The sequence below is a fragment of the Gardnerella vaginalis genome (assembly GCF_001546485.1).
Taxonomy (GTDB): domain Bacteria; phylum Actinomycetota; class Actinomycetes; order Actinomycetales; family Bifidobacteriaceae; genus Bifidobacterium; species Bifidobacterium vaginale_D.
This window is the reverse complement of the sequence record NZ_KQ956869.1, coordinates 1,881-21,735: the sequence shown is the minus strand read 5'-3', so window position 1 is coordinate 21,735 and position 19,855 is coordinate 1,881. Positions and strand designations below refer to the sequence as shown.

Annotated in this window: 18 protein-coding genes and 1 tRNA gene; 10 read left to right on the top strand and 9 right to left on the bottom strand. The window is 42.3% G+C overall.

Annotated elements, in window-relative coordinates; all coding sequences use genetic code 11:
- Nucleotides 1-131: 131 nt before the first annotated feature.
- From HMPREF3208_RS04885 to asnB, 6 genes are all read right to left on the bottom strand, one after another.
- A complete protein-coding gene (locus HMPREF3208_RS04885) occupies nt 132-971 on the bottom strand; it encodes a ParA family protein (protein ID WP_016636996.1) in 840 nt (279 codons plus the stop codon).
- A 48-nt stretch (nt 972-1,019) separates the two neighbouring features.
- The gene (xerD, locus tag HMPREF3208_RS04880) at nt 1,020-1,979 is read right to left on the bottom strand and encodes a site-specific tyrosine recombinase XerD (RefSeq protein ID WP_032814870.1); all 960 of its coding nucleotides are present in this window, start codon (nt 1,977-1,979) and stop codon (nt 1,020-1,022) included.
- Nucleotides 1,980-2,164: 185 nt separating this feature from the next.
- A complete protein-coding gene (gene rplT, locus HMPREF3208_RS04875) occupies nt 2,165-2,548 on the bottom strand; it encodes a 50S ribosomal protein L20 (protein ID WP_004105106.1) in 384 nt (127 codons plus the stop codon).
- Between the two features lie 69 nt (nt 2,549-2,617).
- Nucleotides 2,618-2,812: a 50S ribosomal protein L35 gene (gene rpmI / locus HMPREF3208_RS04870; protein WP_004128670.1), complete on the bottom strand. Its 195-nt coding sequence runs from the start codon at nt 2,810-2,812 to the stop codon at nt 2,618-2,620.
- The gene (gene infC / locus HMPREF3208_RS04865; RefSeq protein WP_196488962.1) at nt 2,793-3,530 is read right to left on the bottom strand and encodes a translation initiation factor IF-3; all 738 of its coding nucleotides are present in this window, start codon (nt 3,528-3,530) and stop codon (nt 2,793-2,795) included. The genes rpmI and infC overlap by 20 nt, the downstream gene beginning before the upstream one ends.
- Before the next feature lie 258 nt (nt 3,531-3,788).
- Entirely contained in the window at nt 3,789-5,675 is a 1,887-nt protein-coding gene (asnB, locus tag HMPREF3208_RS04855) for an asparagine synthase (glutamine-hydrolyzing) (protein ID WP_064347471.1), read from the bottom strand.
- 372 nt (nt 5,676-6,047) lie between these two features.
- Here asnB and HMPREF3208_RS04850 point away from each other — a divergent pair, with 372 nt between their 5' ends.
- From HMPREF3208_RS04850 to HMPREF3208_RS06995, 4 genes are all read left to right on the top strand, one after another.
- Complete coding sequence (locus HMPREF3208_RS04850; RefSeq protein ID WP_032814880.1) at nt 6,048-6,845, top strand: thiamine diphosphokinase; 798 nt, start codon at nt 6,048-6,050, stop codon at nt 6,843-6,845.
- Between the two features lie 359 nt (nt 6,846-7,204).
- Nucleotides 7,205-8,260: a type I glyceraldehyde-3-phosphate dehydrogenase gene (gap, locus tag HMPREF3208_RS04845; RefSeq protein WP_016638074.1), complete on the top strand. Its 1,056-nt coding sequence runs from the start codon at nt 7,205-7,207 to the stop codon at nt 8,258-8,260.
- 180 nt (nt 8,261-8,440) lie between these two features.
- Nucleotides 8,441-8,941, top strand: coding sequence for a Cys-tRNA(Pro) deacylase (gene ybaK / locus HMPREF3208_RS04840; protein ID WP_016637756.1), 501 nt, complete (start codon nt 8,441-8,443; stop codon nt 8,939-8,941).
- A 137-nt stretch (nt 8,942-9,078) separates the two neighbouring features.
- Nucleotides 9,079-9,153: a 50S ribosomal protein bL37 gene (locus HMPREF3208_RS06995; RefSeq protein ID WP_369803150.1), complete on the top strand. Its 75-nt coding sequence runs from the start codon at nt 9,079-9,081 to the stop codon at nt 9,151-9,153.
- 56 nt (nt 9,154-9,209) lie between these two features.
- Here the strand turns inward: HMPREF3208_RS06995 and HMPREF3208_RS04835 are convergent, their stop codons facing one another.
- A complete protein-coding gene (locus HMPREF3208_RS04835) occupies nt 9,210-9,764 on the bottom strand; it encodes a sigma-70 family RNA polymerase sigma factor (RefSeq protein ID WP_032814882.1) in 555 nt (184 codons plus the stop codon).
- A gap of 284 nt (nt 9,765-10,048) precedes the next feature.
- Here HMPREF3208_RS04835 and HMPREF3208_RS04830 point away from each other — a divergent pair, with 284 nt between their 5' ends.
- The 4 genes from HMPREF3208_RS04830 (at nt 10,049) to HMPREF3208_RS04815 (ending at nt 14,825) form a co-directional block, all read left to right on the top strand.
- Nucleotides 10,049-10,828 carry an exonuclease domain-containing protein gene (locus HMPREF3208_RS04830; protein WP_032814884.1) on the top strand — a complete coding sequence of 260 codons (780 nt, stop codon included), beginning with the start codon at nt 10,049-10,051 and terminating at the stop codon, nt 10,826-10,828.
- Between the two features lie 84 nt (nt 10,829-10,912).
- Entirely contained in the window at nt 10,913-12,703 is a 1,791-nt protein-coding gene (locus tag HMPREF3208_RS04825) for a UDP-N-acetylmuramoyl-L-alanyl-D-glutamate--2,6-diaminopimelate ligase (RefSeq protein ID WP_016638075.1), read from the top strand.
- Nucleotides 12,704-12,822: 119 nt separating this feature from the next.
- Complete coding sequence (locus HMPREF3208_RS04820; RefSeq protein ID WP_016637752.1) at nt 12,823-14,064, top strand: carboxylate--amine ligase; 1,242 nt, start codon at nt 12,823-12,825, stop codon at nt 14,062-14,064.
- A gap of 35 nt (nt 14,065-14,099) precedes the next feature.
- Nucleotides 14,100-14,825, top strand: a complete 726-nt coding sequence (locus tag HMPREF3208_RS04815) for an aspartate/glutamate racemase family protein (protein WP_016637751.1) — start codon at nt 14,100-14,102, stop codon at nt 14,823-14,825.
- Between the two features lie 123 nt (nt 14,826-14,948).
- On the opposite strand, the gene HMPREF3208_RS04810 is transcribed toward HMPREF3208_RS04815, so the two are convergent.
- Nucleotides 14,949-16,442 carry a bifunctional folylpolyglutamate synthase/dihydrofolate synthase gene (locus HMPREF3208_RS04810; protein ID WP_050567786.1) on the bottom strand — a complete coding sequence of 498 codons (1,494 nt, stop codon included), beginning with the start codon at nt 16,440-16,442 and terminating at the stop codon, nt 14,949-14,951.
- A gap of 264 nt (nt 16,443-16,706) precedes the next feature.
- Between HMPREF3208_RS04810 and HMPREF3208_RS04805 the strand changes: the two genes are divergently transcribed.
- Together HMPREF3208_RS04805 and HMPREF3208_RS04800 are read left to right on the top strand one after the other, a co-directional pair.
- A complete protein-coding gene (locus tag HMPREF3208_RS04805) occupies nt 16,707-18,302 on the top strand; it encodes an aminopeptidase P family protein (RefSeq protein ID WP_064347469.1) in 1,596 nt (531 codons plus the stop codon).
- A 270-nt stretch (nt 18,303-18,572) separates the two neighbouring features.
- Nucleotides 18,573-19,469, top strand: coding sequence for a carbohydrate kinase family protein (locus tag HMPREF3208_RS04800; protein WP_016637748.1), 897 nt, complete (start codon nt 18,573-18,575; stop codon nt 19,467-19,469).
- An 80-nt stretch (nt 19,470-19,549) separates the two neighbouring features.
- Here the strand turns inward: HMPREF3208_RS04800 and HMPREF3208_RS04795 are convergent.
- Nucleotides 19,550-19,623 (bottom strand) — tRNA-Ile (locus HMPREF3208_RS04795).
- Nucleotides 19,624-19,855: the final 232 nt, after the last annotated feature.

Sequence of the window (19,855 nt, the reverse complement as noted above, 5' to 3'; positions counted from 1 at the left end):
ATGCTGAAATTTCCTTGACCTCACAACACTAAGAAACCAAACACATTAGTCAAAACTCATAGACGAAACCCAAGAATAACGAAAAAATGCTGTGAAGCGCGAAAAATCGCGCAAATCAAGCCGTAAAAAACTTAAGCAACAACACCCTTAGCAATTAATTCGCGCGCAACTTCACGATACTCCTTCGCCGTCTTGTGTTCAGGAGCAAAAATAGTAATAGGTACTGCAGCAACTGTAGAATCTGGCAATTTAATAGAGCGCGAGATCACAGAATGCAAGACACGATCTTGGAAAGCTTCGTAAATGCGTTGTAATACCTCTTCACTATGTAAAGTACGCGTATACATAGTAACTAAAACGCCAAAAACTTTAAGATTAGGATTGATACGCGATTGAACTTTCTCAATAGATTGCATAAGAAGAGCCACACCACGAAGAGCAAAGAATTCTGCTGCTAGTGGAATAATCACGCCATCTGCAGCTGTTAGTGCGTTAACTGTAAGTAAGCCAAGCGAAGGCTGACAATCTATAATAATAACGTCATATTCGTCACGCACTTTACGTAACACACCTGCGAGAATCTGCTCACGACCAACTTCTGTAACCAACTGCACTTCCGCTGCAGACAAATCAATATTCGCCGGCATAATATCAATATTTTCCGTATCAGTATGACGAATCACATCATGAATATCTACTGATGAGTCAAATAACGCAGTATACACTGTGTTATCAAGTGCATTAGCGTTAATACCAAGTCCAACAGTTGCAGCACCTTGTGGATCGAAATCAACAATTAATACACGACGACCGTACTGGCTGAGCGCACCTGCAATATTAATAGAGCTTGTTGTTTTCCCAACACCACCCTTTTGATTGCACATAGCAATAATTCGCGCAGGACCGTGAGAAATTAGCGGTTCCGGCGCGTGAAAAGTCTCATATTCGCGTCCAAGTAAATCAGTAGGCATATTTCCCACTCTATCAACAGGTATACTCACGAAACTCTGTGTATAAAATCATCTAGCTCGAGGATGACTCATAACATATGCTTCAACTAAAGCATCTGGACTGATATGCGTATAAATTTGCGTTGTTGTTACAGAAGCATGACCAAGAAGCTCTTGTACTGTTCGCACATCAGCACCACCTGCGATTAAATGCGTAGCAAGAGAATGACGTAACGTATGTGGGTGAAGTTGTCTACCAAGTTTTGCACGCTCACCAGCTTGCGTTACTATTCCCCATGCAGATTGTCGAGATAACGCATCGCCACGTTTATTTAAGAAAATAGTATGCAATTCTCGTTTACTTTTTGCAGATAATATTGGGCGAGATTTTTCAATATACCTACGAATAGCCCTAATTGCGCAACCGCCAATGGGAACTAAACGCTGTTTCGCACCCTTACCTGTAAGTTTTACTACAAACTCATCTAAATCAAGATCTTCAAATTTTACTCCAACAGCTTCAGAAATTCGCGCTCCTGTAGCATATAAAAATTCAAGTAGTGCAGCATCTCTCAGAGAAATTGCGTCAGTGCTTCCAAAATTTCCAGCAGCTTCAATAACACGATTTACCTCATCTATACTCAGTACGTCCGGTAAATGATCCGCTTGTTTTGGAGCTTTTACTGAAGTTGAAACATCAATGTTAATATCTTCATGCGCCAACATAAAACGATGCCATTCATGAATACTTGCAAGTCTGCGCGCAACTGTTCTAGCACCCAAACCTGATTCGCTCAAGTAGCGCACATACGATTCGATATCTAGCTCAGTAATTGCTTTAATACTTCTTATTTTTCGTGCTGATTCTAGCCAAGACGTGTAATCTTTTAAATCAGATTCGTATGCAGATACCGTTTTTTTAGAAAGACCACGTTCAATATCAATATGCGCAATAAAGCCTTGAATATAAGGTGCAAATTCTTTAGGAATATTGGTTATAGTATTTGCAGAATCAAGATTTGGATGCATGTTGTAATTATAGCTGACTAAAACGTATTGTATAAATCTAGTTCCGCGTGTGAAATAAATATTTCTTGCTTGCATTAACAAACAACAGTAGAGAATCTAGACACAGAAAAGCTCCAAGTTTGAAGCAGAACACAAAAAGCCCGCCGAAATCGACGGGCTTCACATCAAACTCTATTGAAACAAAATCAGGCTTCAACTGGAGCGTTTACATCGGCTGGCAAAGCGGCCTTAGCAGCTTCTACAACAGCCTTAAAAGCTTCAATATCTGAAACTGCAAGTTCAGCAAGAGCACGACGATCCAATTCAATGCCAGCCAAGTGCAAGCCCTGAATGAAACGATTGTAAGTGATGCCCTCAGCGCGAACTGCAGCGTTGATGCGCTGAATCCACAACTTGCGGAAGTCGCCCTTGCGAGCCTTGCGGTCGCGGAAGTTATAAGTAAATGAGTGGAGCAGCTGCTCCTTTGCCTTGCGATAAAGACGGGAGCGCTGACCGCGATAGCCAGAAGCCCTCTCAAGAACAACGCGACGCTTCTTGTGAGCGTTAACTGCGCGCTTTACTCGTGCCATAAGTATTCCTCAGCTTTCTTAAAAATTTTCGATTGCGTATTCGTCTACAAGCAATTTCTACTTGTTTACTTACTTAACGAGCAAGCCCTTAAGCTTCTTGCTCTGCGCAGTTGCTAATACCTTATCTTCAGAAAGAGCACGACGCTTACGAGCCGACTTGTGCTCCAAGTTGTGGCGCATGGCGCTACCATCGTGCATCACCTTACCGGTACCGGTAAGACGAACGCGCTTGGACGCTGCGGAATTAGTTTTCATCTTCGGCATTGCTGCCCTCCTTGTGATGTTGATCGGATTGCATAGCATTTGCTGCAGCTGCAGCCTGCGCTTGCACTTCCTGCTTTGCAGCAAGACGCGCAGCTTGGCGAGCTTGACGCTCAGCACGCGATTCAGCGCCACGGCGACGCTGTTCAGACTGTGTATGAATCTTCTTGCCCTTTGGAGCGAGAGTCATGATAATATTGCGACCCTCTTGCTTCGGCGCAAACTCAACGATGCCACTTTCAGAGACTTCGTCTGCAAGTCGACGTAACAGTTCCACGCCACCAATCGGACGAGACTGCTCACGGCCACGCAACATAATAGTGACCTTGACTTTGTCGCCACCGTTCAAGAAACGAAGTACATGACCCTTCTTCACATCGAAATCATGATCATCAATCTTAAGACGGAAACGAATTTCCTTAACCTCAGCAGTGGTCTGATTACGGCGCGCCTCGCGAGCCTTAATTTTTTCATTGTACTTGTACTTGCCGTAGTCAATAAGCTTGGCTACTGGAGGCTTAGCAGTAGGCGCTACCTCGACAAGATCGAGGTTCGCTTCTCTTGCAAGGTTTAACGCGACCGAGGTTGCAATAACTCCCACCTGCTCGCCTTTTGGACCAATAAGGCGCACCTGAGAGACTCGAATCTCCTCGTTAATGCGTGGTTCGTCGCTAATGATGACTCCAATCCTTCTAAATATTGGTAAGATGCAATACACCAAGAAGTCCAAGAGTTGCGGAAATTCACACTTCACATCAACAAAGCGCTTTTCAATACAAACGCAACGGGCAGCACAAACAGCTACCCAAGTGACCGAAGTCATGAACCCGAAACCACAACAGGCTTCCAGGTGGGGACATCCCACTTTCTTGATTACTCAAGCCAAATATTCATTCTACTAGAAGCCTTGACAAAAAGGCAGCCAACACACCAAAAGTAGTGATGACTGCCCATAACTAAACTCAAAACTATGTGACTTTTATGCTAACTGCATTGGTTCAGGCTTTAACCCCTCATGGTTAAAGTACACATCATACCAAGTTAGGAATGTGTAAACTGTCCAAATCTTACGACGATCGTCATTTTTCTTTGCATAATTATCGTCAATCATATGAAGCAAAGCATCTTGATCGAAGAATTTGGCAGCATCATCACTTTCAAACGTTTTACGCACAATCTTATAAAAACGTTCTTCACGCAACCAATCCTTGACCGGCACTGGGAAACCAAGTTTCTCACGGTCATACCACGCTTTCGGCAAATGGCGAGCTGCTGCCTGGCGGAATGCAAATTTCGTATTTTCGTCAGTAATTAAGTATCTAGTAGGAACTTTTTCTGCAACATCCATAAGCACGCGATCCAGCAAAGGCACACGCAACTCTAACGAGTGAGCCATAGTCATCTTGTCTGCCTTAAGCAAAATATCTCCTGGCATCCATTGATGCATATCGAGATATTGCTTTTTCTTCACTTCTGAAAGACCTTTACCAGCAATCTTCTTATAAATAGCACCGACAATACTGTAGACACTCGGACCTTTACGATACTCAGGTTTCAAAAGCTTTACAGCATCTTCTTCATCGAATACTTTTGACTGTCCAATAAAATGTTCTTCCGCAGGAGCTAAATTGGCGTACAAATGCCAAGCACCGTGGAAATGTTTGCCTTTAACAGCGTGAGCAATAGCATAACGTAACTTTTTTGGCAACTTTGCGAGCATACGCGTCACAACTTTAATAAGCTTGGAACGCGTGTGAACACCGTAATCAATGTATCCTGCAAATAATTCATCTGCTCCCTCACCGCTTAACACAACGCGTAAATCTTGTGAAGCTAATTTTGCAAGGAAGAACAGTGGAACACAAGAGAAGTTAGAATCAGGCTCATCCAAATACCATTGAATCTGTGGGAAATAACGGAATGCGTCAGCAGCATCAATAATTTCAGATTTATTGTTCAATCCAATAATCTTTGCTAGCTCACCAGCCTGCTTAGACTCGTTGTAACGACCACCTGCGAAACCGATAGAGTATGTGTGCTCTGGACGAGCAACAGCTGCAACATAACTGGAATCTACACCGGAAGAAAGGAATGAACCAACTTCAACATCTGCAATCTGGTGAGCTTTAACGGAATCACAAACCGTCTTATCAATCGAATCAACTAGCTCATTCAAACGCTGTTTCGTTTCATGAAAATCAGGATCATAATACTGTTCAATCTTCATTTCGCCATTCTTATAGGTAAAACAATGGCCTTCACGCAATTTAAACACGCCTTTGAAGAAAGTTTCATTAATTGCAGGATATTGGAATGTCATAAACGGCTTAAGCGCATTTTCATTGAGTTCCTTCTTAAAATCAGGATGACGCAGTAATGATTTAATCTCGGAACCGTACATAAACGTACCGTTCATAAGCGCATAGTAAAAAGGCTTAATACCAAAATGATCGCGAGCGCCGAACAATTCTCGAGTACTCTTATTCCAGATAACAAAAGCAAACATGCCACGTAAACGACTAAGTAAACTCTTGCCCCACTCTTCATAACCATGCACTAATACTTCTGTATCACAATCAGTGTGGAAGGTATGACCAGCTTGAATAAGCTCTTCGCGAAGTGGCTTGTAATTGTAAATTTCTCCATTAAATGTGACCGCAAGATTGCCGTCTTCGTTATACATCGGCTGAGATCCACCGTGAAGATCAATAATGCTGAGACGACGGAATCCAAGTGCAGCATGCTCATCAATCATCGTGCCATATTCGTCAGGTCCACGATGAGCAATCACATCCGTCATGTCTTTGATAATTTGGCTTTTGACGTTAATTGGGGTGTCATTAATGAACCCAGCAATTCCGCACATTTATTTCTCCTCATAGGATACACAACACAGCACTACGCTGTCTACTAGCAAACATCGCAGAAAATCCATAATAGTTTGAAACTCTCATTGGAAAATCTAATTTGCTATGCAATATTACATCAAGCACTTTATGTAATCGAAATACTAATCCAAAAATTATTCGACGTGCCAGCGAAATAGTAACTGGTTTCAGGATTACACGAACTAGTTTTACGGGATTATATAAACGTATCAACAGCGTTACACCAATGGAGAGCAGAATCTACGCAAAATATAAATAGGAAACCTAACAAAATACTAATTAACATAGCACTTATAAACTCTTGTTGAAAGACTATAACAACAGTACCAATGCAGCGTTATTATGATGCTATGGAACCTTTGCAACGCTGCGTAGTATTGGCAGCAGGAGATTATTACGACCACACACGTGAGCATGTGCCAGATCGTGCTCTTACTATTGCTGCAGATGGCGGTTGGGATCACGCTTGTAAACTAGGTTTACATGTCGATGCGCTTATTGGCGACTTTGATTCCGTACGCTTAAAATTACCAACCGATGCAATTATTACGCGTTTGCCCGCTGAAAAAGATGATCCTGATTTGCTTTCTGCATTAAAAGTTGGTTGGTCTAAAGGATCTCGAGAGTTTCATATTTTCGGCGGCTTAGGCGGTCGCGTTGACCATACTATTTCTAATATACAGCTGATGGTTAGATTAGCTCGACGCGGCGGTATCGGTTTTCTGTACGGGGATGGGCAGGTTGTTACTGCTATTCATGATGGAGCGCTCGATTTTCCTGCATCAACCGGCAGCACTTCACGTATTGTATCGGTTTTTTCGCATACGCCTATTTCAAAAGATGTCAATGAGCGTGGCTTAAAGTATCAACTTCAGCATGCGATTATGCACGGAGATGCGGTTCAGGGTTTAAGCAACGAATTGTTAGATAATATTCCGGCACATATTGATGTTCATGAAGGTACACTTATTGTTACTTTCCCTATTAATGCACCTCTGCCCCAAGTCAGTTGGTTTAAACGACCAATTGGTGATTTAGGCGAAATTGACACTTCTGTATCCGAAGCTTTAGCTGTGCCATTGGAAAATGAAATAACTCCTACAGATTCCACTACTGCAGCAGCTGAATCTATGACATATAACGAATAAAAATGTAAGTAATTCCTCAATAAGGCTGACGAGTGTTTTACTAACATGTTCGCCAGCCTTATTTTGTACACATAACAAAATGAATGTTCAATCGAACAGCACGAATAAAGAAAAAAATACGACTATAAATTACCAAAAAATGCACAAAAAGACTCACAAAACACAGTATGTTAACGCTCACCCTTTATGCACTATGCTATAACAACAAAAGTGAGCTATGTTACAAATCTTCGTACATACCGCACACTAAAATGAACACCGTTAATTCAAATAACGATGACCACAATGCGTGAGTTTTCATCGCGAAAATAGCGCGGCTTAAAACGTTGCGCACGAGGTCTCACTCAAGGGAGAACCACATGACAGTCAAGATTGGTATTAATGGTTTCGGTCGCATCGGTCGTCTTGCATTCCGTCGCATCTTCGAGCTTCAAGCTCGTGGCGGTCAAGCCGGTGATATCGAAGTCGCAGCCATCAACGATCTGACCACTCCTTCAATGCTTGCCTACTTACTCAAGTACGACAGCACCCACGGCACCTTCCGTCACGATGACGGCACCCCAGTTGAGGTGACTTCCACCGAAGATGCAATCGTCGTAGATGGCAAGACCTACAAAGTGTACGCCGAGAAAGACGCTAACAACATTCCATGGGTTAAGAATGATGGCGTTGAGTTTGTGCTCGAATGCACCGGCTTCTACACTTCTGCTGAGAAGTCTCAAGCTCATTTGAACGCTGGCGCTAAGAAGGTGCTTATCTCTGCTCCTGCTAAGGACGAGACCACACCAACCGTCGTATTCGGCGTAAACCACGAAATCTTGAAGCCAACCGATAACATCGTTTCCGCTGGTTCTTGCACCACCAACTCCATGGCAGCCATGGTGAAGCTTTTGCAAGACAACTGGGGAATTAAGTCCGGCTTCATGACCACCATCCACGCTTACACCGGAACTCAGATGATTCTTGACGGTCCACGCGGCTCCAAGCCACGCAACAACCGTTCTGCAGCTTGCAACACCATTGAGCACTCCACCGGCGCTGCTAAGGCAATCGGCAAGGTTGTGCCAGAAGTGAACGGCAAGCTCCAGGGTCACGCACAGCGTATTCAGGTTCCAGATGGTTCCGTTACCGAGTTGACCACTGTTCTTGAGAAGCCAGCCACTACTGAAGAAATCAACGAAGCCTTCAAGAAGGCTTTTGAGAACTGCGAATACTTCGGCTACAATGCTGACAGCATCGTGTCTTCTGACATTATCGGCGACACCCACGGTGGCGTGTTCGATCCAACTCAGACCGATGTGAACACTGTTGACGGCGTAACTTTGGCTCGTACTGTTACCTTCTACGATAACGAGTGCGGCTTCACCGCTAACATGATTCGTACCCTTCTTTACTTCGCTGAAATCTCCGAGTGAGATTAGCTTAAATCTTAACTTAAGTTAAAACTAAGCTAATAGCGAATTATAATCCCCTTGTGCTGCTTTCTAAGCTACACAAGGGGATTATTGTTTAGATTTACATTAAGTCAATAGTCGGTATAGCATATCATGTAACACAAAATTGCTATCACAATACGCAACACTAAGGGGAACACAATGAGTAAAAAACATGCGACAACCGGAAAAGCAACACCAGCTATTGCGCAACTCGAAAACGCAGGAATCACCTTCCGCATAGCAGAGTACGAGCATGACGCAGATCATATGGACGACGGCTACGGAATTGAGGCTGCTGAGAAGCTAGGCGTAAGTGCAGCTCAAGTTTGCAAAACTCTTATGGTTGACACTGGTGAAAAGCGAGTAGTTGGAATTGTTCCAGTAAACGGACGTCTCAATATGAAAGCAATCGCCGGCGCAGTACACGCAAAGAAAGCAAGTATGACAAGTCCAGAAGTTGCACAACGCGAAAGCGGCTACGTAGTTGGAGGCATTTCACCATTCGGACAAAAAACGCATCATGAAACAGTGCTTGATAGTAGCGTTATGCAATTTAATGAGATTCTTGTTTCTGGAGGAAAACGCGGCTTGGATGTAGTGCTTAATCCTCAAGACATCGTAACATTATTAAATGCAACTGTAGCAGATATTGCAGCATAAGCAACATAAGCTTTATCACTGCAAATATTGCTACCAACAAGTGATTACTCACACAAGATTAGTACGTTGACAAATATAACGTCTTGGCAACGTGCGATAATCCCTAAGGTTGTTCATTAATCGTTAAGGAGTGCATTATGGGTATGCGTGGCCGCAAGCGCAAGGCGCGTCGTAAAAAAGCAGCGAATCACGGCAAAAGGCCAAATGCTTAAGCTATAAATTCGCTTATACATACTGTAAAGCCCACGTTCATCGTGGGCTTTTTGTTTTATTCACTGACATAATTAGCAAGTTCGCGCTTTAATTGCGTACGTGCTCGATTAAGTCGGCTCATAACTGTACCAATTTTTATGCCCTCTTCTTGAGCAATTTGCTTATACGATTTTCCATTAATGGCAGCTTCGATAAAAACTTTTCTACGGTCAGAAGGTAAAGCACATAAGGCTGACATAATTTCTTGAGGAGCAAATCTTTCTAAATACTCTTGTTCTGCAGAAAGTAAGCCCTGTGGGCAGTGATTAGAAGCTTCATAAATATCCCAATCGTCATATTCACCAGTGGCGTCATTAGCTCGCTGTGGGCGCCGTTTTGCTTGTGCGTATTGATTAAAATACAGATTTTTCTCAATCCTATTAATCCATGCTGCAAAATTCGTACCCTCTTGAAATGTTGCAAAAGATTTCAAAGCACGCTCAAAAGTATCTTGTACTAAATCTTGGGCATCTTGCGCATTATGAGTAAGTCGTACTGCTTGCGCATACAACGTATCTACGCAAGGAGTAACTAATTGTTCAAATTGTTTACGACGCTGACAAGAACCCATACCGCAATATTGAGGAGATATAATACGCGAACGTAGCGCAGCAATCGGCTTCTTCAAAGTATCCTGTTTTAGCGCACTATGTTTTTGAACAGACTGCTTACCTGTTCGTTGCTGCTTACTCATAAGCAATATCATACTCTTAAACGATGCTTATTTGCACAAGTTATAAGACAGCAATCACGCTTTTAATTATTACACTACACTTTTGCTAAGATGCGATGGCATTACTGAGCAACATGCCATCGCCATGTACCATAACATGACGTTGCGGTAATATTATGACTATGCCAACGAACATTAATGAATTGTTAGATGCTTTAAATGCAGCACCATTCCAAGAGGAAAACACTCCCCTTGCAGAGTCGTGGCTGCTTGGCTTCGATACTGAAACAACTGGAGCAAATATTGGCAAAGATGCCATCGCTTCTGCAACCCTCGTACTTCGCAATCCTGCATTAGGTCACAAAGGAGACACAGTATCTACTTGGCTGATTAATCCACATCAACCCATGAATCCTAAAGCAAGCGAAGTAAACGGATTTACCGACGAATATTTACAAAAACACGGTGGAGAGCCTGCAGAAGAACTTGAATTGCTAGCACTTGCAGTAAGTACTGCCCAAGCGAAAAATATTCCATTACTGGCTTACAATGCACCTTTTGACGTAGCAATGTTGCGTCATGATTTGCAACGCTGGGAACTTACTTCATTAGATCAACGCCCGGCTTGCTCAATATCCACACTGAATAACCATGATGTACTTACTGTCGATCCACTCGTTATTGATCGCGCTATTTCTAAGCGAACTGGTAAACGTACACTTACTGTTACTTCGCAATTTTACGGAGTTGAACCAATCGGCGATTTTCATGATGCTACTGCAGACACAGTTGCAGCTCTTGATTTAATTGAGCCAATGAGTCAACTTTACGAATGCGTGAGTAGTATGACATTAGCTACTATCATGGAGTGGCAACGATCCGCTTATCTTCAGTGGCGAGATAGTTTCAACCGGTGGTTGCAATCCCATGGACGTGAGCCGATTACTGGAACATGGTTATAAGTCTCTTGTAATATAACAAAATCTCATTTCGTAGTAGTTATTTTCTACGATGAAATCCTCATGTTTGGTGAAAAGAAGTAAAGTATGAGCATGCATAATACGTTGTCTTTAACAAGCGCAAGTGAACTTTTGCAACATTACGGTTTATTGCGCGAAATGATTCAACACTATAATTCAAATAATATTGCTACAAACAACGAAAATAGTGCAGATCCTACGCATGCACGAAATGAAATTTGGTCTTTAGACACATCTTGTTTTGCCAGTATTAATGCAAGTGAGCCCTTTGCTCACGCTACATACGATACACGCGATATTCAACCCGGAACTTTACTGTTTGTCAAAGGTAATTTTAAACCAGAGTATCTATTACATGCTGACAGTAAAGGCCTCACAGCATATGTTGCTGAACAAAGTTACGCTGATTACACTAATGCGGTTGGATTGATTGTTACTGATGCTCGTAAAGCAATGAGTGTACTCGCAGCAGCATTCTTTGGAAATCCACAAAAAGATCTTACAGTTGTTGGCATTACAGGAACTAAAGGCAAAACGACTACAGCTTACTTTACTCACGCTATTCTTAGTGCGCATTCTCATGGAAGAGCTGCACTATTTTCTTCGGTAGATAATTGCGTAGACGGAAAAAATTATGTTGAATCTCATTTAACTACTCCAGAAAGTTTCGACGCTTTCCAAATGATGCGTGAAGCGGTAGATAATGGCATGAAATACCTTGTTATGGAGGTTTCTTCGCAAGCATACAAAGTAAATCGTGTTTATGGTCTTAAATTTGATGTTGCTGCATTCCTGAATATCAGCCCAGACCACATTAGCCCTATTGAGCACCCAACTTTTGAAGATTACTTGTATTGCAAACGACAAATTATTGCAAATACTAAGCACTTAGTACTCAATTCTGATGCCGATCATGCAGATCTTCTTTTACAAGATGCCGAGCGCAATGATGTGCTTGTAACAACGTTTGCTCGCATTAAAAAAGATGAAATAGACAGCAACGCTTGCAAAAATGACAATTTCGATGATCTTGACGATGATCGCATACATTATTGCACATCTGTTAACGATGACGATTACACAGAATTACTTACTCCTGACTACATTGCAATGCCAGTAGAACATAGTGAATCACATTGCATCGCTATGCGAGACTCAAGCGAAGATGACGACTACGAAGATAGGGACTACGAAGAAGACGTGCACTACTGCCCTATTGACGAATTCGCATTGTCTATTGCAGGAGATTTTAATTACGAAAATGCGTTAGCTGCTATTGCTATTGCAGGAGAATTGGGCATTAATCAAGACACCGATCTACAAGCTTTACATGCTATTGAGAACGTAAAAATTTCTGGACGCATGGAAGTTTTTGAAGATACTCACTCAAATATGATTGCGGTTGTTGACTATGCGCACAATTATATTTCTACGAAATCAGTTCTTGATTTTGTAGAAGAACGCTATGGCCAATATAATCCACGAATAACGCTTATAACAGGCTCAACAGGAGACAAAGCTGTGGATCGTCGCAAAGAGATTGTTGAAGCCGCACAAAACCGTATAGAACAGTTTATTTTCACTACTGAAGACACTGATACTGAAGACGTAAGGCATATTTGTGACAGTATGCAAAGTTACGTCACTAATCCAAATGTTTTGTCACACATTATTATCGACAGAGCCGAAGCAATAGAATACGCTTACAACGATGCGGCAAACAGCGAACAAAAAAATGGAAGATTAAACATTCTTCTTGCTATTGGAAAAGGCGACGAACGTTGGATTAAAAGCAAACGACAGCATGTGCCGTATGAGGGTGATTCGTTTGTAATAAAACGTCTTTTCGGCTTGTAATATACTTATGCAAAAGTCTGAAAAATATACGAATAACATAAATACAATTACTACATAACTAAGTAACAAACTAAAAACAAACTAAGTAACAAACTAAAAAACAAATAAAGAAGACACAAATGAAGAATCAACGATTTCAACCTGTACTACTCGGCAGTGATATTAATGCTTACGGTATGGCTCGAGCATTCCATGAAGCATACGGTATTACTTCCATTGCTTTTGCACACTTCCAGCTTTCGCCTACAAAATTCAGTAAAATTGTCGATGTAAGAATTGTTCCTGGCTTCGGCGAACTTCCTACATTCCGCAGCACAATGCTTGATTTTGCTCACTCATGGCAGAATGAACATCCTCATATCAAGCTGCTGCTTATTCCTTGCGGCGATGTGTACGCGAATCTTTTAAGCCAATGCGGAGACGAATTGCATCAATATTTTGCTTTCCACACATTGCCAAATTCACTCAATCGCCAGCTTAGCCTTAAAAGCTCATTCTATAAAACTTGTGAACAATACAATCTTCCTCATCCAAAAACTAAAGTTGTAAACGCTGAAGAAGTAGCAGCTCATGCATATAAAGATTTGCCATTCGACTTCCCTATTGCTATGAAACCAGCGAATAGTACGCAATGGCTTGACGTTGATTTTGAGGGACGCAAAAAGGCGTTTATTATTGATAATCCAGAAGATCTTGATACACTTATTCAGCGCTCATATCAAGCCGGATACACTGGCGAAATGATTTTGCAGGACTTCATTCCTGGGGACGATAGCCGCATGCGTGTGCTCAATGCTTACGTTGACAGTGACCATCATGTACGCATGATGTTCCTCGGTCACCCTCTGCTTGAGGATCCAACTCCAGAAGCAATCGGTAATTATGCAGCCATTATTCCAGATTATAACGAGGAAGTTTTCCAAAATATTAAAGCATTTTTGGAAGATATACATTACGTTGGTGTAGCTAATTTCGATATGAAATACGATGAGCGCGACGGCAAGTATAAGCTTTTTGAAATCAACTTACGACAAGGACGTTCCAGTTATTTCGTCACTTTAAACGGATTTAATATTGCGCAATATTTTGTTGAGGATTTAATTGATCACAAGCCTTTTGACGGAAATACTGTATTTGGTCGTGGAGAAAAGTTGTGGATGGAAATTCCGCGATCCATCTTTTGCGATTATGTAGCAGAGGGCGATGAAAAAACGCGCGGTCTCCATATGATTCGTCAAGGCGATTGGGGCACTACGCTAGAATATAAGAAGGATATGAATCTGCTACGTTGGTTGATGATTCGCCACATGTTTTCAATTTACACAAAACGTTACGCAGAATTTTTCCGCAATAAAGCGTGAAAATTATTGCGTAACTTTGAAGGGAATATGAGACAATGAAACGTCCGTTTTTTGCTGTACTTGGCGGCATGGGAACTCTTGCAACAGAAAGCTATATTCGTTTACTGAACAAAGAAACACATGCGCATAATGATCAAGAATTTTTAGACTATGTAGTATTTAATGACGCTTCTGTGCCAGATAGAACAGCATATATTATTGGCAAATCAGCAGAGAACCCATTCCCTGTTCTTGCGGATGACATAGCTAAAGCAACAGCAATGGGGGCTGCTTTTATTGTACTTACGTGCAATACTGCACACTACTTTTATGACCAATTCCAAGCGCTTACTACTGTGCCGATTATGCATATGCCACGTGGTGCTGTAGCTGAAGTTGCTCAACGTTACCCAAAGTCTCAATGCAATCGTATTGGATTCCTAGGTACTGCAGGATCACGTAAAGCAGGCGTGTACCAACGCGCTATTGAAGAAGCAGGATACACGTTTGTAGCACCGGACGATAATTTACAAAATCGTATTACTTCACTTATTTATGACGACGTAAAAGGCACAGGAGACCTTGACTTGCACCGTTACGAATCGGTATTAAGCGAAATGCTCGACCCTGTAGGAAGCTTCCATTGTGACGCACTTATTTTGGGATGCACAGAGTTGAGCGTACTGAACGAAGCTTTCCCACTTCCACAAATTCCGCTAGTCGATGCGCAAGCAGTACTAGTAAAGAATACTGTAGAGAAAGCTCAATCTTTGCGTAAGTGAGTTAATAAACAAGTAACGTGACTCAGTAGCAAATTGCCCCTTTGATTATTTACATTCATAATCTTGGGGGCAATTCTTGTGGAGAATTTCAAATTGGGGCAATGCTTTGAATAGATGAACTATTTATTGCACTGTGTGATTTACAGACTTGTTTTCATTTACAGATTCGTCAATATTCGGATAAATTGCGTCGCGCTGATCTTTTGGTTTTTGTAAGTCCGGATTCACATGTTCAACAAGCATGGTGCGAGCGTCTCCTGCCGTAACAAAGCTACCACAAATAAGCACACCATGACCATAACCCACGCCAAGTTCATCGTCTTCATCAACCAGATTTACAGCCGTCTGAATAGCATCTGGAAGCTCATCGACACGAATCACGCGATCCCTACCAAATACGCCTACAGCAATCTTCTCAAGATCTTCTGGATCCATCACACGGTCGCGCCAAGAATTACGAGTCACAATAATCTTCGTCAAAATAGGCTCGAGCACACCCAAGTATTCTTCAACCTGCTTATCTGCCATCATTGCAACAACGCCAATAAGCTGCTCAAAATGATAGTTTTCTTCAATAGTTTCACGAAGAGACTCAGCAGCATTCACATTATGACCACCGTCAACAATAATCGTCGGCGAAGTACGAACCTGCTCAATACGACCCGGAACCTTAACCTGACTTAAAGCTTCCGCAACTAAATCACCGTCCAAAGCACCATTTATAGGAAGCACAACCTCTGCAGCAGCAAGCGCCGCCAAAGCATTATGCGCTTGATGTTTACCAAACTTATCAATTGGCACATCCTCATAAGTACCAAGAGGCGTGCGCAAAGTAACAACCTGGCCACCAACTGCAGGAGTACGAGACACAACTTCAAGCTCGCCGTCACCATAAGAAGAATCGCGCAATAATGTAGCATGATTACGCTCAGCAACTTCCTTAATAATCGGCAAAACTTCATCTTCATGTGGTTGAGGACCTAAAATTACAGTGCAATTTGGCTTAATAATGCCAGCTTTTGTGCGAGCAATCTCCTCAACAGTGTTTCCAAGCCACTGCATGTGGTCCATATCCACAGGCCCAATAATTGCAGCATCAGCATTCATAACATTCGTAGCATCCCATTCGCCACCCATGCCAACTTCCATAACAGCAACGTCAACAGGAGCATCCGCAAAAGCCCAAATCGCCATGGCCGTAAGCACTTCAAAAAAGCTCATTTTTGGCTTACCGTCAGCTTCCATGCGAGCATCAACCATGTCAATAATATCTTTCATTTGATCCCAAACGTCAATAAAATCGTCATCGCTGATTTCTTGGCCGTCAATCATAATACGCTCATTTATGCGCTCTAAATGCGGAGAGGTATAAAGCCCCGTGCGCAAACCGTATGCTCGGCACAACGACTCAGCCATGCGAGCAGTAGAACCCTTGCCATTCGTGCCAGTAATATGAATAACGTGCATAGACTTTTCAGGATGCCCAAGAATATCGAGAATTAAGCGCATCCTGTCTAGATCGAGATTAGTTTTATTATGCTCAGGAGCGCGGCTCATAATATTACGCTCAATATCAATAATTCGCTCATTGTTACGATTTGGATGTTCCATAGACATAACTACACTCCCCTTTTATAACGCTCGCTTACTCATTTTCCAACTATCTAGATTAGTTGATACTAACAACACACGCACACATGAATATACTGTGACAATATTCACATCATTCAAGCAAAAACAACTTGCTTTGTAAATTACATATAAAATCTTGCGCTTTCACAATGAAAAACTCGCATAAAATGGCAAATAAGACTATGTTAGTTTATATTGTCTCATGTATTGACTTTTTGCATGCGAAAAGAAGAGTTAAGGAGTCTCATAATGGCAGAATATACGCCAACAGAGCATGGCGAAGAATTAAAAGCTGATGGAACACAAAAAGCAGAAGATCGAGTAAATAATCGTTCTCTTCGTCCAAATAGTAATTCTTTTAAAGATTTTATGACAAGCAGCTGGGATAATCAGGAACCGGAAGTTAAACCACTTGAGTCCAGCAAATACATTCCAGCTCGCTTAGAAGCTCTTAGCAAACGTTTCCCAGGTGAACGCTTAGTTATTCCTGCAGGGCAACCAAAAGTACGTAATAACGACTGCGATTACGCTTTCCGTCCAGACACTACTTTCGCTTACTACACTGGATTAGGTCAAGATTATGAAGCTGGTGCCGTGCTAGTTATGGAGCCAGTCAGTGAAGGAAGCGAAGAAGCTAAGGCTGGAAAAACGCATGTTCCTGAACTTTTTGTGGCTCCACGTGCAGATAACAGCACTGCAGCTTTCTATAAGGATCCTCACTACGGCGAATACTGGGTTGGTCCTCGTGCAGGCTTAAAAGAGCTTAAAGCCATGACAGGCATTGAAACGCGCGATATTGCAGAACTTGATGATGCTCTTGCAAAGAATGTAAGCGACGATGCGAATGAAGAAGGCATACGCGTCCGCATTATTCGAGAAACAGACCCTGAGCTCACTGCAAAAGTTGAAGCAATGCGCGAAGCAAGCGGATTTACAGACGAAGATGCAAACACTTCTGCTGATGACAAATTGCACGAATTCGCTGCAGAAGCACGCATGCTTAAAGATGATTATGAAATTCGAGAAATGCGCAAAGCCATTGCCGCAACAAAGCTCGGTTTTGACCGCATGCTTACGAGATTACCTCAAGCGCTTGGAAAAGAACATTCCGAACGCATGATTGAGGGTGCTTTTAATTCTGTTGCTCGCGAAGAAGGAAACGAAGTCGGTTACGACACCATTGTTGCTTCCGGCAAGCATGCTCCAATTTTGCACTGGATGCGCAACACTGGTGTGGTTTCTAGCGGCGATTTGTTGCTTATTGATGCTGGCGTTGAAGTAAACAGTCTCTACACTGCCGATATTACACGTACTTTCCCAACGAATGGCAAATTTACTGATTTGCAAAAGAAACTGTACCAATGTGTACTTGATGCTCAACAAGCTGGTTTTGAGGCCGCTAAACCAGGCGCCACCTACTCCGATATTCACCACGCTTGCATGCGCGTATTAGCTGAACACTTGCATGAATGGGGAATTTTGAAAGTAAGCGTTGAGGAATCACTTTCACCAGAAGGTCAGCAGCATCGCCGCTGGCATGCTTGCGGCGTAGCTCACCATCTTGGCTTAGACGTACACGACTGCGCTCAAGCACGCTACGAGTCTTATCAAGGTGCAAAAATTACTCCAGGCATGATCTTTACAATTGAGCCAGGATTGTATTTTGCAGCTAACGATTTAATGTTGCCAGAAGAAATGCGCGGAATTGGAATTCGTATTGAAGACGATGTTCTGATGACTGAAAACGGTCCAGAATGGCTTTCTATTGACATTCCAAAGCAAATCGATGACGTAGAAGCATGGATGGCTGAGCAAGCTGGCAAAAACGACATTTTTAACCATTAAAATAATTACACAATAGAAAATATGCTACTCATGCAATCAGTGTCCTATTAGTGGAATCTGATAGTTTGCATGTTTAAGTAGTGCTTATGGTGCGTTCTCGTAAAACGTAACACGCATTATGCATGTTACTTATCGCAAGGGCGCACCATAATTGTTTATATAGCAATTTTATAAGCAAAATTTGCACGAAATGCTTTTATCAAGTTAGTAGCTCGTGTATTACGTTAGGCACGCACTACTTGCTGCACTGGCGCGCGCGAAAGGAATGTTATGTCTAAGCCAATTGTTCTTTCACTCGGCGAACTTTTATGGGATTTACTTCCACACGGAAAACGTGTTGGCGGAGCGCCAGCAAATTTTGCATATCATGCACAGTGCCACGGAGCACAAAGTTGCATGATTAGTGCTGTTGGTCAAGACCAACTCGGCGATGAGCTGATTGACAAAGTGAACAAAGCTGGAATCACTTCAATTATTCAACGCAACGCGTGGCCAACAAGCACTGTGGAAGTAACGCTAAAAAAGGGAATACCAGAGTACACTATTCTGCGAAATATAGCATGGGATCATATTCTTTACACTCGAGAACTCATTGATTTAGTAGAACGAGCAGATGCGGTATGCTTTGGCACTCTAAGCTTACGTTCTCAAGAAACTCACGACACAATTTTACAATTGTTAAAGCATACTAAGCCTGGAGCAATGAAGTTCTTCGACATAAACATTCGAAGCGACCATTACTCTAAGGATCTTATTGACACATTACTTCAAGAAGCCACAGTATTTAAGCTTAACGATTCGGAACTATTCTTATTGCGCGATATGTTCAATATTCGCGACACTTCAGACGAGGAAGCTTGCAAGTGGTTCCAAGCTCGTTACGGACTAGATTATGTGATTCTTACAGGCGGCTCTACTTTTAGTACGATTACTACTAGCACCGGAGAAAGCTCTACTATACCAACGCCACACGTTGAAGTTCTTGACACAGTTGGTGCTGGGGACTCGTTCTCAGGAACATTCGCAGCACATATTCTTAAAGGCGAAAGCTTGCAAGAGGCGCATCGAGCAGCCGTTAATACCGCTGCATTCGTATGCACTCAAGAAGGAGCATGGCCTAAGTATCCAAAGCAAATACCGGATTATTTAGCAAAAGCCGGAAAATAAAAATAAAATAAAAAATAAAATTTAACTCATAAAATCAATAACGCCACTCCATAAACTATGAAGTGGCGTTATTTAGTTCGTGGGGCCTCAGGGGCTTGAACCCTGGACCGACGGATTATGAGTCCGCTGCTCTAACCGACTGAGCTAAAGCCCCACGCTAACAAAGTTAGCAACGACTAGATTAGCACATACCCATAAACGTCGCCAACTCAGTGAGTCGAATTTTTAAGCTTGCTTAGAATTACTGAGCTTGAAATCCCAATGATTTCAAGCTCGGTCAAAACCCAAACAAACAAAAACAAAACCCACCACAAAACCACACCAACCAAAATCTGCCTCCGTCAATAACGACGGAGGCAGACCTCGCTTGCGTTGAAAGCACACCG

Excerpts from the sequence above, each read along its gene's own strand:
- HMPREF3208_RS04815 (WP_016637751.1), top strand. The coding sequence starts at position 14,100 with ATGAAACGTCCGTTTTTTGCTGTACTTGGCGGCATGGGAACTCTTGCA.
- xerD (WP_032814870.1), bottom strand. The coding sequence starts at position 1,979 with ATGCATCCAAATCTTGATTCTGCAAATACTATAACCAATATTCCTAAA.
- HMPREF3208_RS04800 (WP_016637748.1), top strand. The coding sequence starts at position 18,573 with ATGTCTAAGCCAATTGTTCTTTCACTCGGCGAACTTTTATGGGATTTA.
- HMPREF3208_RS04830 (WP_032814884.1), top strand. The coding sequence starts at position 10,049 with ATGCCAACGAACATTAATGAATTGTTAGATGCTTTAAATGCAGCACCA.
- rpmI (WP_004128670.1), bottom strand. The coding sequence starts at position 2,812 with ATGCCGAAGATGAAAACTAATTCCGCAGCGTCCAAGCGCGTTCGTCTT.
- HMPREF3208_RS04835 (WP_032814882.1), bottom strand. The coding sequence starts at position 9,764 with ATGGGTTCTTGTCAGCGTCGTAAACAATTTGAACAATTAGTTACTCCT.
- HMPREF3208_RS04820 (WP_016637752.1), top strand. The coding sequence starts at position 12,823 with ATGAAGAATCAACGATTTCAACCTGTACTACTCGGCAGTGATATTAAT.
- HMPREF3208_RS04850 (WP_032814880.1), top strand. The coding sequence starts at position 6,048 with ATGGAACCTTTGCAACGCTGCGTAGTATTGGCAGCAGGAGATTATTAC.
- HMPREF3208_RS04805 (WP_064347469.1), top strand. The coding sequence starts at position 16,707 with ATGGCAGAATATACGCCAACAGAGCATGGCGAAGAATTAAAAGCTGAT.
- HMPREF3208_RS04885 (WP_016636996.1), bottom strand. The coding sequence starts at position 971 with ATGCCTACTGATTTACTTGGACGCGAATATGAGACTTTTCACGCGCCG.
- HMPREF3208_RS04825 (WP_016638075.1), top strand. The coding sequence starts at position 10,913 with ATGAGCATGCATAATACGTTGTCTTTAACAAGCGCAAGTGAACTTTTG.
- ybaK (WP_016637756.1), top strand. The coding sequence starts at position 8,441 with ATGAGTAAAAAACATGCGACAACCGGAAAAGCAACACCAGCTATTGCG.
- asnB (WP_064347471.1), bottom strand. The coding sequence starts at position 5,675 with ATGTGCGGAATTGCTGGGTTCATTAATGACACCCCAATTAACGTCAAA.
- HMPREF3208_RS04810 (WP_050567786.1), bottom strand. The coding sequence starts at position 16,442 with ATGTCTATGGAACATCCAAATCGTAACAATGAGCGAATTATTGATATT.
- rplT (WP_004105106.1), bottom strand. The coding sequence starts at position 2,548 with ATGGCACGAGTAAAGCGCGCAGTTAACGCTCACAAGAAGCGTCGCGTT.
- gap (WP_016638074.1), top strand. The coding sequence starts at position 7,205 with ATGACAGTCAAGATTGGTATTAATGGTTTCGGTCGCATCGGTCGTCTT.